Raw genomic sequence first — 16,970 nt, 5'->3', positions numbered from 1 at the left:
GGCCTCCCCCTCCTTCAAAATCCCTACAATCTGCTCCTCCGTGTACCGGCTCTTCTTCATACCCAGCCTCCTTGTTTAGAATGTTTTATTACGACCCCATTCTAATTACAAGTGGCACAGTTTACGGGGGGCAGGTCCGATGATTGACGGAGCCAGTTCAGAGGCCTTCAGCGCCATTACCCTTCCACCTCCCCAGCCTACACTCTCCTTCAAGGAACAAATCATTGCCAATTCCAGAGCTCAATATTGCAGGCCAAGGAAAGAGGTCGAAAGGGAAATTCTATTAAGAAGAACTCAACCAAGCTCGCCAACAGCCCAGAAACTGCCGCTTTAAAGCGAACTTGCCTACAAAGGCAAAATCACCCGCCTTATCGATTTCCGTCCTCCGTTCTATTCTCTAACCAGATTTGCTCTTTTCAAATTTCTTTTCAAAAAGGAGGACTTATGGACTTGATTCAACTGCTTCAGACGCTCGAAAAGCAGCATCCCCTCAAATGGGACAGGAAATTCAACACTTCAGTCATCGACATGAAAGTTGAAGATGGCCGGGCTATGCTGGAAATTCCAGGCCGTGACTCCCTACTTGCAATCACAAAGCCCTGCCATCAACAGATAGCCGAGCGGCTCGATATTCCCGCCCGGTATTACAACCGCATGGAGGCCGAAGCTCCGCATCTTCTTGCAGGTAATGTCAACGCCTGGCTGACGAGGATGGAGAAGGATGTCTTCATAAGGGGCTTGGGGAATGCGGTCCGGGCTTTCCTAAGCGACCGCTACAGGGTAATAGACCACCTCGATTTCCTGTATTGCTCTTTAAACGAGCTTCAGGCGAATAGGGCTGAAATCGAGGACTGCTATCTTTCAGAGACGGAGATGTATGTCAAAGTGCGCAGCCATCACCTGAAGGACTTCATCCGGCACAGGGACGACCTTATAATCGGCGGGCTGCTCCTTACCAACTCTGAGACCGGTCACAAGGCCCTACGGGTCGAGCCGAGGATCTTCAGAGTTCAATGCACAAACGGCATGGTCATAGAGAAGCTGACGACTCGCCAGGTCCACCTCGGGAATGGGAATGGCGGGAATGGAGAGCTGGATGACGACATGGTCTATCTCGCAATCCGGAGGTCCATAAGGGAGCTTTTCGGGCGCTTCGGCGAGATCGTCCGATCATTAAGGGATTCCACTGAAATTAAGATCGGGAATCCACAAGGAGTCATAAACAACCTTGTAAAGCACTACGGTTTGAGCGAAGCCCAAAAGGAAAACATCCTTTTGGCCTTCGGCTCTGAGCCGGATCCCGACGCTTATGGCATAGCCAATGCCGTGACCAAGGCGGCGCAGAAGGAGGAAAGCTGGGAAGGAAGCTTAGAGCTCGAAAAGATAGGAGGAAGGCTTTTGGCCCTGCCTGCCCAAGAGTTTAAGGCCTTTGATGGCTAAAAATACAAAAGGAGATACCTAAAGGTATCTCCTTTTCTAAATCCATAATAGCATCGTTTATCTATAAAAATAACCAATATAGGGCTATTTATTTAGCAAATTAATAAGCTGTAAACAAAAGTCCTTTTGATTCTGAATTATAAGATCTTCTAATTTAATCCGATCCCTTCTTATTTGAGACAACAATAAAGAAGAAAAATAAGACCAAAACAAATCGTTTTCAGAAAGATTTAAGTAATCTGTAAGAGCTAAGATTCTTTGACCAACCGAAGGATGAGTAATCGACCCATACCAGTTCTTTTTAGGTGTAAATACTAAGATTACAACAGTTGCAAGCGCGATACTCATGGCACGCTTATTCTTTACTGCCATTAAAGGATAGCCACTTACTTTGGAATATTCTTCTATATGTGCCAAAAGAAACTTTCGTGCGAATTCGTCGCATCTCATTTCCTCTTCAGTTGGTTTTATCTCTTCACCTGAAGCATTAATTATGACATGCTGCAATTCATGTAAAAAGCAGTAAGCTGCCGCCATGCATAGCAGGTCAAAAACGAGGCTCCCTTCGAGGTCCTTTGGTTTACCAATAGGAAGTGGTATGTTTTCTGGCCATTGGAAATCATCAATACATTCGAGATCTGCCAAATTCAATACACTAGATATTAGAGATTGGATTTCAGCCTCGGCCTCTATTAATTCATCATCATTGAAAGTTGTATCTGAAATATTGAAACGCAGTAGCTGTGCCATTGCTAGCAAAGAAGAATACGCATTAAATGCTTTTTGCATGGCAAATCCAAGAATCCAAATTTTGCACATAGTTTTATGATTAAAAATAATCGAATTAAACGGTCCTGCTTGAATTGAAAAATCCTTCTTGTCCTTCGTGAATACAATTTGCGGATTATATTCTTTCCAAATGTGATTAAAATCTTCTATCCGCTCTGGTGCAGATGCCAATATGACCCTCTTAACACCCTCAGCAGCTAACTCAATATCATTATTCATTTACTCACTCCCTAATAGCTAAATTCAATAGCCCTTAAGCTAAGAATATTTTTGACTCTATACCACACTTCTGATAAAAAGAGACCCAAAAAACTAAAACAGCTCCGTTTTACAAAGCGAAGCTGTTTTCGTTTTTTAAGGTACAATGTCCTAATATCTATCCATTTTTTAAAGATTTTGTCAAGAGCGAGATCCTTCTAACGGAGCCCCTTCTTTCATATAATCTGCTAAGATTAGCTGATTTTCCATTTCCCCTTCGATATCTCCGTAGCGTATCAATCCCTCTCGATAGAGCCGTTTTTTCTTTAGAATTCGCGATACCTGCCTTTGTGTCCAAGGTTTCCCATTTCTTAGGACAAAACCCCTTTGATTAAGCTCGTCAGCAATATTCTGCCCCGTAAAGCCCTGCTCGGCCAGGCGAAAGACCAATCTAACGCACTCGGCCTCCACTGGATTAATGACGACACGTTTATTTTCTCTCGTATACCCGTAAGGGAGATTGCCGCCGGGGAACCGCCCTTTTCTGACGCGCTCCTGACGGCCCTTACATAACCTCTCGATAATGCCTCGTCTGTTCTCCTCGGCCACAGCCGCCAGTATCTGCCTGAGCAAAACGTCCTTGGATTCGCCGTTGTATTGAGGCATATCCGCGATCAGGACCTTGACCCCTAACTTTTTGAATTCATAAAAGAGATTTTCGGATATCCGGACCTCCCTTGAGAGCCGGTCCAGGGAAGGAAGAATCAAAACCCCGACCTTGCCGGTTTTGCAGGCCTTCATCAAGCGCCGGAGCTCTTTTCGGTCCTCTTTCACCCCGCTTACAGCCTCATCTTTGTAAAATCGTTCTACCAGCAATCCACTTCGTTCAGCAAAAAGAGAAGCATCCCTGATTTGGATGTCTATCCCATACCCCCTCTTCTTTTGCTCCAGGGTCGAGACCCTGCAATAGGCCACGACCATTTTCTTTTGACGCATACCTCCTGCTGATACTTAAGCTCCTCTTTGTAAAGCGGAGCTAAAACCTACTTTTTAGTCTAGTTTGTTTAAAAAATTCAGTCAATACGCGGACTTCGAGGGGATGGGCAGTGATTGGGAATCTGTGGCGCTTTTTCGTTGCTTTATTCGATTGGAGAACTCACCTACGAAGGCTAAGAGGGCAACCTATTCTGGACGCGGTATTCATTTCGAATATGCGCGACGATGTGGATAAGAGGCGTTATCTGGGGCGATGGAATCCGAAGGAGGGTCACTTTAATGGGCCAAGATACGCAATCGGGAATGTGCTTGGTAGAACCAGAGTCATCAATACTCTAACCGAAGACCTTCTGTCTGATCACGGTCGTGAAAGAGCTCAAAAACAATTTATTGCTGCTACTGAGTGGGCGAGAAAGAACGGGGCAAAAGTTATCCTACTGGCTGCGGCAACAAAGAGATTATTCTGTAATGGCCAAAAATTAAGAGAACTATTCCCGGAGCTCATCTTTACTATTGGAGACAATGGAACAGTTTTAATTCTTTTGAATGAAATTGATCGTGCTTTCAGGGAAGCAGGTCTTAAACCAGAAAACAGTCGGATTGCAGTCTTGGGGCCTTATGGTTTTCTTGGCAAGCTTGTAACTAAGGACCTCCGTGAGAAGGGGTATGGAATAATTGGGGTTGGGCCGAACCATTCCGCCCTAAAAAGGATAGTCAATGCATACAGGATTTCGGTATGCAGAAATTTTGAAGAGGTTGGAAAGATTGATGCCGTTGTAGCCTGTACGCATAGCAAGAAAATACGACTTAACGACGTCGCTATTGAGCTTATTAGGCGTAAAGACAAAAAGCTTCTTATTATTGATGTGGCAGAGCCCTCGAATTTAAGCCCGGAGGAGTACGAAAAATCCAAGAAAGTGGTAATTAGACAGGATGCGGGAAACGGTTACTCCCCCAAACTCAAATATGTGCTCGGAGCAGTCTCTTACAAGATGTTCCGGCTATCAAGGGGTGTTACCTTCGGATGCTTTGCCGAAACGCTTTCCATAGCAGCCGCGATTAAACGAGGTGAACATGTAAAGAATACAGACTGGTTTTCAGTAGACAAAGAGAATATTAAGTCCGTTTCGCTTCTTTTTGACAAGGTCGGATTCACCCTACCTTCGCCGCGCTGTTTCGGAGAGCCCATTAAGGGCTTTGAGCTTTCCATAAACCAATCCAGAGCAAATGAAATCCCTATCTACGAGATGCCGTTATCGGATGAGGACAAGTAATTTCTGTCCTTTAACAGAACATAGATTTCTTAATTAAGGAGGTTAGCTATGAACAGGATAGTGATTGCGGTTTTTCTGCTCTGTGCGCTACTTTTCGCAACGGAGAGCTATGCAGGCAATGTCAGCAAGGCAAAGGAGTTCATGCAGGCTGGGATGTACCCTCAGGCCATAGCGCTTCTTGAAAAGGAGATATATGGCGATGAGACGAACCAGGCCACGGCAAATCCTGCAAATCCAGAGGCACATTACCTTCTCGGAGTCTGCCTTGTTCAGAGGGGCAATTTCAGTCAGGCTGATGAAAGGTTTGCAAGCGCGGTAAAGCTCGACCCGAAGTATGGCTATAAAATAGGCGATGTGTATAAAGATGCCGGAAAGTCTCTTCTGAGTGCTGGCAAGCTGGCTGAGGCTAATGAGCTCTTCAGGAGAGCAATAAACTATGAACCCAGCCTGAGGAAGGAAATAGCCTTACTCCTCTTTGAAACCGGCAAGCGCTATGGAAGAGACGATCTACTGTCTCTTGCAGTGTCATACGACCAGGAGTTAAGCAAGTCAATAGGTGAGCTTTATCATTCTTCAAGCAAGGCTGCCGAGACCGAGGAAACCAAGGTGGACCTGCTCGGCATGGCAGCAAGATACGATAACACCTATGAGGATGAGTATGCGCTCAACCGAGAGGCCCTTGGCCGTTACCATCTAAGCAAGGCCAAGGAACTGGCAACAAAGCCGGGGAAGGAAGAAGTAACTGAACACCACAGGGCTTTTGCAATAGACTACCTCGGTAGCACCGTAGTTGAAGCGGAGGTACCTGATAAAGTTCTTTTTCAGCCTGGCACCTACACTTTATTCGTAAAGGCCGGAGAGCAGACACCATCATGGATTGATGTACCCTCTGGTGTGTATCGGGATGTAAGCTCTCCGCCTGACGACAAATTCCAGATCGTGTGTCCGGACGGCAATGTCTTTGATGCCTGGACGCTCTCTGAATTGCCCTCCTGTGCAAGGCAATTCAAAATCAGGGTGGATAAAGATCAGAAAATAACTTTTAAGGTAAGGAGGTAATTTTTAAGATGCAGGCCTGTTCTCATGAGAACAGGCCTTTTTTGCCAGAAAAAATTAAATCCTGTATAATAATTATGTAAACTAATTTTTTGAAAATATGAGGAAAATAGCACTATGTATCATTTTATTCTCTGCCATCCTTTTTAATGTGCCTGAAGTTAAAGCAGTTGGAGACAAATGTCCAACTGACGCAGTTTGCCTCGACAACCCCCTCAATGTAGACTCCCCGCAAAAACTTATCGGCGTAATCATTAGAGGCGCGCTGGGCGTAGTCGGCTCAATCGCCTTGGCCGTTTTTGTATACGGTGGTTATACCTGGATGCTTTCAGGAGGAAACGCGGAGATGGTCCAGAGGGGAAAGCTGACTTTCTTTTATGCAACGGTCGGCTTAATAATAATCTTTTCCGCCTATGCCATTACCAAATTCGTTCTAGCGGATTTGCTCGGGCTTGGCTAAATTCATATGCAAAAAATTCTGAACAAAATCCATGAGGAGATGCCTTTTCTGCTAAAAATGATAACAGCAACTCTTGTGGGCATGACTTTTCTAACCGGATTCAGTAGGGCAACAATGAACTACGAAATCTCCCTCGTATATATCGCGATTGGGCTTGTGATTTTGATGTGGGTGATGTATGGATTTGTAAGGAGGGGGTTGCGAATGAAAGTCAACTAATATAGCTCCGTGGTAGCAGCTTGTTCTGTAGCTGCTTCACTTTGTTGAACAGCTGAATGCTTTTGCGTTTTCGAGTTTGCTCTGAGTTTAACTATATGGTCTCCGAGTATTTTTCCAAGCACTACCGGAACGGCATTTCCGATTTGCTGCGCAATATTACCTTTTTGGCCAAAAAAAACATAGTCATCAGGAAAAGTCTGTAATGCAGCCGCTTCACGTAAGGTTATGGCTCTATTCTGGGAAGGGTGTCCATAACGACCGTTTGAAATACTATTACATTTCCCCGTCAATGTAGGTGCTGGCTTATTCCATGACATCCTACCGTAGACATCTGTATGGCCGTTATATCCTTTTTTATGACATGTCAATATCAGCTTTTCCGGCCAAGAATTTCGACTTCCTCCATTACGAGGAGTATGTCTCAACCGCTCTAAATTTATTTCTGATAACAATGCCGCTTCGTGATTAGGGATATTTGCATCGCATTTTCCGGCCTTTATTCTCGGGAATTTTGCAATCGCATCCTTTACTGTAATATATTTTAAGAGTCCTGGCCCGTGCGTTTTTTCAGGTAATGTAGCACTAATCCCTCTCATTGCGATTAGTACCAGACGATTACGATTTTGGGGTATGCCATAATCTTTTGCATTTAGGATATCCCAGGCAATAGAATACCCATTCCTATCTAAAAGCTTCAGAAATCTTTTAAAAGTACTAAATCCTTTAACTCTGGAAATTCCAGGAACGTTTTCCATAAGAATTTGTCCAGGCAAAAAAAGCTCTATTAACCTTCCAAATTCGCCCAGAATAGTTGTGTCTGATCGATATTCCTTTGATTTTCTTTGAGGACTAAATGGCTGACAAGGCGCGCAACCTGCAAAAAGTAGTTCGTTAGGTTCTGTGCATAATTCCTCGGCTTGCGTGGTTAGTTCATCGATATTAACTTTTTTGATATCGGAACATACAAATTTTGATGGCTTATTATTAAAATTATATGTCTCGCGGCAACGCTCTTCTTGATCAATGCCCACCAAAACATTAATACCTGCAAGCCGTAAGCCTTTCGTGAGGCCGCCAGCACCACAAAAGAAATCAACGGCCTTCATTTCTTAGCCTCTCCCACAGCTTCTGGCAGATATTGACTAGCCCAAAGCTCAAAATCACGATCTGGAACACCTGGACGACACCCAGTATTCAAATAAGCCCAAGATATCTGTTCACGGAAAGGACTATCCATTGAAACAATTCTCAAATATTGAATACCTGGTGCAGATTCATCTCCGATAATTTTAGACTCGATTAACTCAAGCTCTTTAAGATTAGCTACCATGGGCGGAATTAATCCAGGGAAACCAGGGAAGGGAATAAATTCCTTAATGAAACCTTGTGAAAGAATATTTTTAAGCTTATCTTTCTTTTTACTAACATTTCCTTTTGTAAATAATACATCGGCTTTTTCAAATCTTGCACATAAAATATTTGCGATGGGCTCTCTGGAGGGCGTCCTCACCAAATCACATGATGGAGTAAGCACTAGTCTGTAGGATTCGGGGTTAGTACGATCAGTTTTTTCTATATAAAGCAGATCCCCTAATTTTAAAGACCCTTCCAGTGGAGGGAAAATATAATGTTCCCATGGAGCCAATTTTGTACGCAGAATGGAGCCATCATCCAGATGAGCTGATAATCGACGTCGCCCCATATGTTGGATTACGGTTTCTTTTGGAATACCAGTTTCCGGTTGAGAAAAAATCAACGGTGCTAAATCCCTTAATGTACGATGCAAAACGGTTTCAACATCCTGTCTTACGGCACTTATGCCATCAGTACAAGACTTAAAATCATTTATTCTCTTAAGTAATAACTCCTCAGAATCTCGTCCTTTAGTTACTTTCCCAATTAAAGGATGCTTACTATATTCATTGTCAAAAAGATCTGGGTTTGCAGAATAGACGATTAAAGGGCAAAACCATTTATCACGAATCGAGACAAACGATCTTTGCCCGGCATTCCCGTCCAGATCCTCAGAGCCAGCTCCTCCCATGAGGTCTAACACAACGACATCCGGCTGAAAACTTGCAAGCTCCCCCTCACTGTCTGAAAAATTAACAACTATGCACTTATCACCTTGAGCTTCTAAAAGTTTTTTTGTAGGCTCAACAACAGCTCTGTCATCTTCAATAAAGAGGACCCTCATTAGTTAGCCTCTCTGTTTTAATGGTAAATCAAAAATAAATGATGCTCCGCCAAGATTGCCGGGATGCTTTACGCTCAACCGTCCATCATATTCCGCAACAAGTTCCGCTGCAACAGTAAGGCCCATTCCTATACCACCAGGCTTTCTGGTTACGCCCGGCCACAAAACTTTTTTGACATCCTCTTTGCGAATCCCAGGACCAGAATCATCAACACATAATCTAATTCTCTCGCCACCTGCAATTGGATAGACCCTAAATTCAAGTACGCGGCCTTCGGGTTTTGATTGCGGCAACCAATAAACTGCATTGATTATTAAGTTCAACAGAATAGCATCCAATTCTCCCGGATCTACGGCAACATGTATTTCAGCATTTTTTATATTTTTTGTTCTAATTTTTAGCCTATCAATTTCCTTTTTCTGTAGACTTAAACAAGCATCAATTCTCTCTTTAAGATTAGAATCTCTTTTACGTCTTCTAAAAGATCGACTGGCCAATGGCGCAAAGGTTTCTGCAAGTTGCTCAAGACTGTTCAAAGCCATATCAGCTGCTTGATAGTTCTCTTCAATTTCCCTTGGGAAGGGACGGAATTTTTGATTAATTTGCTTAAGGAAAAGGCCAAAAATTGTTGTCCTGTTTCGTATTTCATGGACCAACATCTGAGCTATCGTACCAACGGTTGCCATTCTACTATAATAAACAAAACGATCTTGAATTGTTTTCCTGACATGATCAAGAGATTCGTTAAAAGCTTTTAAAATCGGAAGGGCATCACTGGCAGGGGCACCATCTTCAGCAATAGATAAAACCTCTGCAAGCAAATCATCAGCCGAGAGTTCCTCGAATAAATTCTCCAGCGGCTTTTCTATTTCCTTCTTAACTCGATCGGAATCCCTTTCATTCTCCAGGAGCCCAACAGCTGCCTTCAAAATAGTTTCGAGTTCTTTTACCTCCTTAGTCGATGCCAATCGCTCACGATCACTCGTATCATTTATTTTTGGATTTTGCTCCTTGGTAATTGAAACATGTCCAACAATTTGACTCGTGCTTAAACGCGTTCCGATTTTACTAACTCGTCGCAAATCCAAACCAAGCCAATCTCTGGCATTGTCTGATTTTGGAAGGACGAGAATTCCATCACGATATACAGAAATTCCCTTATGTGCTCTAATGTAGTTTCGAATCGAGGATTTTTTTATTCGAAAATTCTCCGCAATTTCCTCAATACCATCAGAATCTATATCCCAAGCTCTTATCTCAAAATCAAAATTCCCGCATGTTGTCTTATCTTGTTTAAGTTTTTGCCGTTCGATATCGCTTAGGGAGCGGAAAATCAAATCCCACACAAGCTTCAATTCAACAGAACGTGGCTTGTCAATTCTCATCGGAGAATAAAAATATTTACAACTTAGAGAATTATTTTTGAATGATCCCTTAAGTCGATATTTAGGATTTGAGAGAAATTTAGGAGAAGTAATCTTTGCCGGATTATCAGTTTTGTCAAATTCACTTTGAACATAAATATCAAAGTCGTCAACCTTAATAAAAGGAGAAATCAATCTTGCGAGATTATCTTTGAGGTCATCGATCATTCCCTCATCCCAATCAGAATTTAATCCAAAAATTTTTATCAATGTACCGGTTTTTTTAAATGGAGAAACTTCTTCTGAAATAGACACATAACATGAATTCAAAGAGTCGGCATCGGAAATTTCCCCCCAATTCACCTTTACTTGCCAGCATGGTTCATCAATAGATTTGGTTAGCATTAAAAGACTGGAACCAAGCCTTGCAGCAGATAATCTACCTAGGCCCTTTTCCCCTGATACTCTTCTTTCTTTCTCATCCAATTTAATCGTGGGATTATTTAATTTGAACGGAGTTGCGACAACACACCATATGTTTTCAATGGTATACCGGTTCATACCCACTCCGGAATCCTCGATTTCTATGTAAGCACCGCCTTGCTCATCTCGACAGAATCTGATCCAAATCTCCTTTGCAAATGCATCGTAAGAATTTTTCACTAATTCAATAAGCGCAACCACATCATTTGTAACCAAATCAGCACCCAAAGCCGCAAATACACGTGGATGCATTCTGAATGGGATTTGAGGAGGAGGAGTATTGTTATTATTTTCCGGCTTATTCAATTGACAGTTCCTTTTTTCAATTTAGCTCAACGCTTATTTGATTTACTCTGTATCTATTTAGTTTCAGAAAAATTAAGCCTCGTCGTAATTCGCTCGCATATCGCTTAAATATATTATAATAACCGCATAGTTATCAACAAATTTTTTCCTGTCTGCCAGGACCGCTACCACCCGCAATGACAGTCCAGGGGCTTCCATGAAGCGGAATTTGAGTAGCGGTAGGCCTCTACTCGACAGCTCACTCTAGACGGTCATGTATCCGTGGACTCGACGCAGGGTTTGACGCCAGTTCGGTAAAATTGCATTGACAAAAATCAACGGATTGTAATAAATGAATCGGGGCATGTGATCGGAGGCAAAAATGAGCTTGGTAAATATCTGGACGTCATCACGCAATGAGCTTGAGAATAAATTATTCAGACAGATAATTGCTCTTGCAGGCTCAGGAAAATTGTTAGATGACAAGGATACTTCCAAAGAAGTTCGCGATTTTCTATCACTTGTACCCTCAAAAAAACTTTCCGCATATGCCCTGGAGTGTCTCCATGAGAAATTCGAAGATAGCGGACATGCCTTACAGGATTTAATAAATCAGATTGGGAGGCGACTCGGATTTATCGTCAGCTACGGCAGGTACAGGGGCAAAGCATCGCAAATTGGACATGACGGACTTTGGAAGACATCTCAAGGAGCATCGATTGTCGTTGAGGTAAAAACGACGGATGCATACCGACTTGATCTGGACGTTATAGCTGGATATAGACGCTCATTGATCAAATCGGGCGATATTGAAAACGAGAACTCTTCCATGCTCATCGTGGTTGGACGAGAAGATACCGGAGGCCTAGAGGCACAAATACGTGGCTCCAAATATGCATGGGATATACGTTTGATAAGCGTCGATTCCTTAATTAGATTGTTAAATTTAAAGGAAGAGATTGAGGATCCCGGTATTATGCAAAAAATCCGTGCGATTCTCACGCCTCAGGAATACACGAAGGTTGATGGTATTATCGATCTTGTCTTTTCGACTACCGAGAACGTTAAAATTGAAGAGGAATTGGAAACTCAAGCGGTAGAATCGGATAAAAAGCAGCCAAAGTTTACGCCGGTAAGCTTTAATGAGGCTTGCATTTCAAAAATAGAAAAGGTGCTAAATAAGCCATTAGTCAAATTATCACGGGCCACCTATATAACTTCAGACGAATTACTCCATCTACTTTGTGTCGTTTCACGCGAACATATAAGAGCAGGGATCAAATCTTTTTGGTTCGCATTTCATAATTACCAAAAGGAAGCATTGGAGAAGGCAGAAAACTCGTACTTAGCATTTGGATGCGGTTCTGAAAAAACGATTTTACTAATCCCTTTTAAAGAATTCAAAAAATGGCTTGACGGCATGCACACTACACAATCTGAATCGCGTTTTTACTGGCATGTCGTAATCCATTTAGAGAAAAACAGATTGATTTTACAGAGAAGAAAAGGGTACGAAAAAATCGAGTTGACAAATCATCTTGTAAAATGAGTTTATAATCTGAGCACCCTTACATTTGGCAAAGCTCACTCACAATCAATTCAGTTATCAACCTTTTTCCTCCTTATGCAGCTTATCATGACAAACCGTGCAAAGAGTCTTCAGATTTTCGGCAATATTCTCTCCACCTTTAGCATGGTGCTCAATATGGTGTAGCTCCAAATGTCTTGGATCCGACGGGTTCCATTCGTCATGCGACCAGTCGCAATTTTTGCATTTGTACCAATCTCGTCGTAATACTTCGCTACGAATATCGTCCGGGATACGTCTATCATGTTCGGGGCTTTGACGATCCGCTTCCAAGGCGTAAACCCCTATACTCATATCGGGGCGTCCGGTAGATTTCGTCGCTATAGGCCAGCCCAATTCCGTTCGCAACTCGCGTACACGCCGTGCCCATTCCGTCTTATCTCCGGCTACATAACGAAGTTCCTCATTGGTAACTTCTCGACCGACATTTGCTCTTAAGAATTCCAGAATTTTATCGCGAACGGAACCGCGCTGCTTTCGGATCGTATTGGCCATATTCCAACGATGCGCAGCATCTCGATCCTGCTCGGCCCTGAGCAAAATATATTCGCTCGGTCTCATCGTTTTCAGATTGTCCGGAACTTCCTCGTCTTCGGACATTTCCTTTATCGTCATACCGCTTGCTATTGCCCAGCCGAACTCGACGCGCAGCTCACGTATGCGGCGTGCGTATTCCTGAATACCTGAGATAACGAGCAATTCATCGCTATGAATAACCGTCATTGGATATTTACGGAAGTAATAGAGGATTCTATCCCTTGCGGCAGAAGCGTACTCGGACGGAATCAGTATTCTGCCCAAGCGCCTCAACTCGTGAAACACCGGAACCAATGCAAGCACTTTGGCTCGAAGATCAGCCGACCCAAGCTCAGCCTCGAAGTTTTTAAGCAAAGCCTCGACTTTAAGTCGAACGGCTTCCGGTTCTGTTTGATTTCGCTTTTTGCTCAACTAGGAACCTCTCCAGCATACGTATAAGTTGCTTAGGTTGCTTGGTCTTACACTCCCATACGACCAGCACCTTCCAACCCGATGACTCAAGTTTTTTACGAACCCTGATATCCCTTTGGATATTTCCGTCGATTTTATTGTTCCAGAACTCTACCCTTGTTGTAGGACGTGCTGCCTTCTTACATCCCTTATGGCCATGCCAAAAGCATCCGTGCACAAAAATAGCTTTGCTATACTTGGGCAAGACTATATCCGGGCTTCCCGGCAGGTCCTTACGATGAACCCGGAATCTATAACCCATCCGGTGTAGCAGGCTTCGGACGATAAGCTCAGGAGCGGTATCCCGTCCTTTGACCTTCGCCATCAGGGTGCTTCTTTGTTTCGGTGTAAGTATGTCTACCACTGGATTTCTTTTTTCTTGATAATAGAAGGGCTTGAACGCATTCCGCAACACGCGCTGCAAGAAGCGGGGGAACGGCGTTACCTATCTGTTTGGCTATTTCTATTTTAGTCCCTGTAAAACAGAAAGAATCCGGAAAGGATTGAAACCTTGCGGCTTCCCTATGAGTAATTGGCCTGTGCTGGGACGGGTGCAAATAGCGGCCCTTTTCCGGTTTGAAAAATTCGGTTCGAATGGTAAAGGCCGGTCTGTCCCACCAAAGACGCCCGAAGAGGTCCGTACCCCCTTTGGTCTTTCTGATCCAGCATTCGGGCGTCAACTCGGGAGCACGTCTTTGAAGGTCGAAACGATTCATGCCTTCTTTGGGCACGGCCTTATACCGTTTCAGGCTGAGGGGCGTAGGCGTGCGCCCGAAGTGGATATCCAGCGGAGCAGGCTCAATTCGTATCTCTTTGCCGAGCGGAGCCGGAAGATCGGCGATGGCGTCCCTTACCGTTCGCCAGGAAAGTGGATTGGAAATATAGTCCGTTACCTTTTGCGAATGTTTGGGATCATATCCGTTATTCGGATTATAATGGGTTCTCTTTGGAGGAAATACCAATGAGGGATCCGCAAAACGGCATCCCAATATGAAAGCCCTCCATCTCCTCTGAGAAACTCCGTAATCCGCAGCGCACAATTTAGCCGATGCAATCCGGAAATCCAGGGACTTGGCTATTTCTACGATTTGCTCGTACTCCGGAGAATCAAGAAGCTGTGGTACATTCTCCATTAAGAAAATATCGGCCCCGGACCTTTCGACCACTTCGAGGAAAGGACGCCATAGTTGCTTTCTCGAATCCGAATCGCGGTTCTTGTTGAGAAGGCTGAATCCCTGACATGGAGGCCCTCCAATTACCACATCGGCCTTAGGAATTTCGATTTCAGGATTATCGAGCAACTCCGTTATATTTCCTAAAACGCAATGGTTTCCGAAATTGGCATTGTATGTCTCGACTGCGTACTTATTATTATCGTTCGCCCAAACGGACTCAAAATTATTTCCGAATGCCTTTGTAAAACCAAGGGTCATACCCCCGGCACCGGAAAACAAGTCTATCAGGCGGAAGCGATTAGATACGTCTCTTTTTTTGCTCATCAGATCGCCTCTGCTAAGAAGGGAGTTTCACCATGTCAAATTTCTCCAAGAGTTCCTGACGAGACTGGCTTGTCCCCAGGCTGATACGGCTCGGATATAAGTAACATATTTTGCTTTCAAATTGAAGCCCGGTTTAATCAAGAAACAGCGCTACTTAATATGGCATATCTCAATTTTGATCTACCCGATATAATGTAAATTTTTCATATCTCAAGAAAAGCACCTAATTTGAGATAAGAATTTTTTTATCTCAATTATGCGGCTTCTCATTTCAGCAATTTTGTGCTAATAAATCAATGAGTTAATAAATTCGGTGCTAAGCCATGCGAATCCTCTATAGTACCCAAAAGCTCTTAAAGGAGCTCAACGTATCGTTTTCCGACCCTGGCGAAGTCAGTTCTTCAGAGGGCCTGGGCAACTGGTATGCTAATCTTTTGAGGATCGAAAGACGAAAATGCCTTCTATTCACCAATGAAAAGAGCCTCTATTCCTTCCTGGTTCCTGCCGTCCTTAAGGAAAACCTAAAACACATTGAGCAGGAATTCCTGGTTCATCTCATGCTCAACCTGAAGTATGAGGGCTTCGGGCCGAAGGTCCTCGAAAAGGTCAGCGCAGAATACCGACAGATAGGCTTTTCCAAAACTGCAAGCCGAAGCGTCCTCGGCTCCATGAACGATATCGCCTATCACTATGAGGTCTATATTCACATGGATGGCGGGATCGAGAACGCCAAAATCCTACAAATCAATCACAAGATTAACAGGATGCCTATGTCGGCCATAGGATATAAATATTCCATAGAGGCGCTAAGGAAGGTTGTCGAGGAAACAGAAAACAACTACACACATTAGGATAGCGGCACATAGCCTATCTTTGCCTTTATCTGCCTTTTATGTAATTATTCACGGGCTCGATAGTAGTGACCCAGTTTCGCCCTTTTTATGGGCCTCTATCCTGCCGAGCTTAGCCGAAAACCAATTTTTTAAATGGATATTCAAAGAGCGCCGTGTGTTATGGGTGTTATTTAATTAATATGGTATGGTGTAATAACTACACCATACCATATTAAGGAACAATTCAAGCATCACTACTATGCCATCCAAGAAAGTTAATTTCATAAAGGAAGCGGCTGTCCCAAGCGAGTTTTATCATCTTTTTTGGTATGTCGATCCGGAGAAGGTTGACCTGGGAAAAAGCGCGCGCTATGTGATTGAAAGGGTGCTTGAGCTGGGTGATCTAAATGCTCTCAAGTGGATTCAGATGCTCTATCCGACCGGGCTGATTTTTGAGACACTGAAGACAAGCAGAAAGATATCTCACAAATCCAAAAACTTTTGGGGAATATGGTTTGAAGTAGATGGGGTATAGAGGAATACTGGTGTTTATGATGACTGTTTATTTTGATAATCCTCTTTGATCTTCTCGAAGGTAGGCTTTATGGCGGGTATGTCCTTTTTTACAGTATCCCAAACGGCCCGGAGATTCACGCCAAAATATTCATGAATTAGCTTATCCCGCATGCCTGCCATTTCTTTCCACGGGACATCAGGGTATTGCTTTCTTACTGATGATGGTATCTTCTTAGCTGCTTCTCCGATAATCTCTATAGCTCTTGTAACCGCAAAGACCGTCTTTTCATCCTTGGAGAATTTTTTAAAATCCAATCCGTAAGTGAATTCCTGGGCTCTTTGACATTGCGTCTAGCACGTCATCAACATAATCCAGGAACTCCCTCATATATTGACTACCTCTTTCAGTATATGGCTTCCGATTCTCGGCTTCAATGCATCCTTCATGACAAGGTCAACCTTAATACCCAAATATTTACTAAGCTGGTTTTCAAGGCGTATAAAATTAAGCAGGCTTATAGGCTCATAGAAATCAACGAGTATATCTAAATCGCTTTTTTTCTTCTGCTCGCCACGGACATAGGAGCCAAAAACTCCGATCTCCCTAATCTTGTATTGCTCCTCAAGAGTGGGCTTATACTTGCTTAATTTCTTTTTTATATTTTTCAGCTCGGTATTCAAGATGCACCTCCGCTTGATTACAAAGATTATACCAATCAAGCTGGCTCAGGCAAGCTTTTTGGCAAGGGCATGATAAGGCACGCAGAAATGGAATAGGACTCTTT

At 43.4% G+C, this 16,970-nt stretch carries 16 protein-coding genes and 1 pseudogene; 7 read left to right on the top strand and 10 right to left on the bottom strand.

The window, feature by feature from the left end:
• Positions 1-444: 444 nt before the first annotated feature.
• On the top strand, positions 445-1,440 hold the full coding sequence (locus K8I01_12200) for a DUF945 domain-containing protein (GenBank protein MBZ0221178.1): 996 nt from the start codon (positions 445-447) through the stop codon (positions 1,438-1,440).
• Between the two features lie 84 nt (positions 1,441-1,524).
• Here the strand turns inward: K8I01_12200 and K8I01_12195 are convergent, their stop codons facing one another.
• Both K8I01_12195 and K8I01_12190 read right to left on the bottom strand, forming a co-directional pair.
• Positions 1,525-2,448, bottom strand: coding sequence for a hypothetical protein (locus K8I01_12195; GenBank protein MBZ0221177.1), 924 nt, complete (start codon positions 2,446-2,448; stop codon positions 1,525-1,527).
• 180 nt (positions 2,449-2,628) lie between these two features.
• Complete coding sequence (locus K8I01_12190; protein MBZ0221176.1) at positions 2,629-3,423, bottom strand: recombinase family protein; 795 nt, start codon at positions 3,421-3,423, stop codon at positions 2,629-2,631.
• Between the two features lie 215 nt (positions 3,424-3,638).
• Between K8I01_12190 and K8I01_12185 the strand changes: the two genes are divergently transcribed.
• The 3 genes from K8I01_12185 to K8I01_12175 all read left to right on the top strand — a co-directional run bounded on the left by K8I01_12185 (position 3,639) and on the right by K8I01_12175 (position 6,213).
• Positions 3,639-4,697 (top strand): hypothetical protein, encoded by a 1,059-nt coding sequence (locus K8I01_12185; protein MBZ0221175.1) that lies wholly within the window; start codon positions 3,639-3,641, stop codon positions 4,695-4,697.
• Positions 4,698-4,745: 48 nt separating this feature from the next.
• Entirely contained in the window at positions 4,746-5,756 is a 1,011-nt protein-coding gene (locus K8I01_12180) for a tetratricopeptide repeat protein (GenBank protein ID MBZ0221174.1), read from the top strand.
• A gap of 97 nt (positions 5,757-5,853) precedes the next feature.
• A complete protein-coding gene (locus K8I01_12175) occupies positions 5,854-6,213 on the top strand; it encodes a pilin (protein ID MBZ0221173.1) in 360 nt (119 codons plus the stop codon).
• A 215-nt stretch (positions 6,214-6,428) separates the two neighbouring features.
• On the opposite strand, the gene K8I01_12170 is transcribed toward K8I01_12175, so the two are convergent.
• Genes K8I01_12170 through K8I01_12160 form a run of 3 tightly spaced genes read right to left on the bottom strand, consistent with a single transcriptional unit; the run spans position 6,429 to position 10,729 of the window.
• On the bottom strand, positions 6,429-7,538 hold the full coding sequence (locus K8I01_12170; GenBank protein ID MBZ0221172.1) for a DNA cytosine methyltransferase: 1,110 nt from the start codon (positions 7,536-7,538) through the stop codon (positions 6,429-6,431).
• On the bottom strand, positions 7,535-8,629 hold the full coding sequence (locus tag K8I01_12165; protein MBZ0221171.1) for a hypothetical protein: 1,095 nt from the start codon (positions 8,627-8,629) through the stop codon (positions 7,535-7,537). Before K8I01_12165 ends, K8I01_12170 begins: the two co-directional genes overlap by 4 nt.
• 3 nt (positions 8,630-8,632) lie before the next feature.
• Positions 8,633-10,729 (bottom strand): ATP-binding protein, encoded by a 2,097-nt coding sequence (locus tag K8I01_12160; GenBank protein MBZ0221170.1) that lies wholly within the window; start codon positions 10,727-10,729, stop codon positions 8,633-8,635.
• Between the two features lie 415 nt (positions 10,730-11,144).
• Here K8I01_12160 and K8I01_12155 point away from each other — a divergent pair, with 415 nt between their 5' ends.
• On the top strand, positions 11,145-12,311 hold the full coding sequence (locus tag K8I01_12155) for a hypothetical protein (protein MBZ0221169.1): 1,167 nt from the start codon (positions 11,145-11,147) through the stop codon (positions 12,309-12,311).
• Positions 12,312-12,368: 57 nt separating this feature from the next.
• Here K8I01_12155 and K8I01_12150 read toward each other — a convergent pair whose 3' ends face one another.
• From K8I01_12150 to K8I01_12140, 3 genes are read right to left on the bottom strand one after another with little or no spacing between them, the layout of a single operon-like run.
• On the bottom strand, positions 12,369-13,298 hold the full coding sequence (locus K8I01_12150; GenBank protein ID MBZ0221168.1) for an HNH endonuclease: 930 nt from the start codon (positions 13,296-13,298) through the stop codon (positions 12,369-12,371).
• Positions 13,252-13,701: a very short patch repair endonuclease gene (locus K8I01_12145; GenBank protein MBZ0221167.1), complete on the bottom strand. Its 450-nt coding sequence runs from the start codon at positions 13,699-13,701 to the stop codon at positions 13,252-13,254. Before K8I01_12145 ends, K8I01_12150 begins: the two co-directional genes overlap by 47 nt.
• Positions 13,628-14,836: a DNA cytosine methyltransferase gene (locus tag K8I01_12140; GenBank protein MBZ0221166.1), complete on the bottom strand. Its 1,209-nt coding sequence runs from the start codon at positions 14,834-14,836 to the stop codon at positions 13,628-13,630. Before K8I01_12140 ends, K8I01_12145 begins: the two co-directional genes overlap by 74 nt.
• Positions 14,837-15,159: 323 nt before the next feature.
• On the opposite strand from K8I01_12140, the gene K8I01_12135 reads away from it, so the two are divergent.
• Both K8I01_12135 and K8I01_12130 read left to right on the top strand, forming a co-directional pair.
• Positions 15,160-15,687 carry a hypothetical protein gene (locus K8I01_12135; protein MBZ0221165.1) on the top strand — a complete coding sequence of 176 codons (528 nt, stop codon included), beginning with the start codon at positions 15,160-15,162 and terminating at the stop codon, positions 15,685-15,687.
• Positions 15,688-15,928: 241 nt separating this feature from the next.
• Complete coding sequence (locus K8I01_12130; GenBank protein MBZ0221164.1) at positions 15,929-16,204, top strand: hypothetical protein; 276 nt, start codon at positions 15,929-15,931, stop codon at positions 16,202-16,204.
• 14 nt (positions 16,205-16,218) lie between these two features.
• Here K8I01_12130 and K8I01_12125 read toward each other — a convergent pair.
• Both K8I01_12125 and K8I01_12120 read right to left on the bottom strand, forming a co-directional pair.
• Positions 16,219-16,573, bottom strand: a pseudogene (locus K8I01_12125) (DUF86 domain-containing protein).
• Entirely contained in the window at positions 16,570-16,854 is a 285-nt protein-coding gene (locus K8I01_12120) for a nucleotidyltransferase family protein (GenBank protein ID MBZ0221163.1), read from the bottom strand. Before K8I01_12120 ends, K8I01_12125 begins: the two are co-directional and overlap by 4 nt.
• Positions 16,855-16,970 lie beyond the last annotated feature (116 nt).

It is taken from the genome of Deltaproteobacteria bacterium, assembly GCA_019912665.1.
GTDB lineage: Bacteria > Desulfobacterota > GWC2-55-46 > GWC2-55-46 > GWC2-55-46 > UBA5799.
Note: the sequence above shows the minus strand (reverse complement) of the source record. Positions and strands in the feature narration are given on the sequence as shown.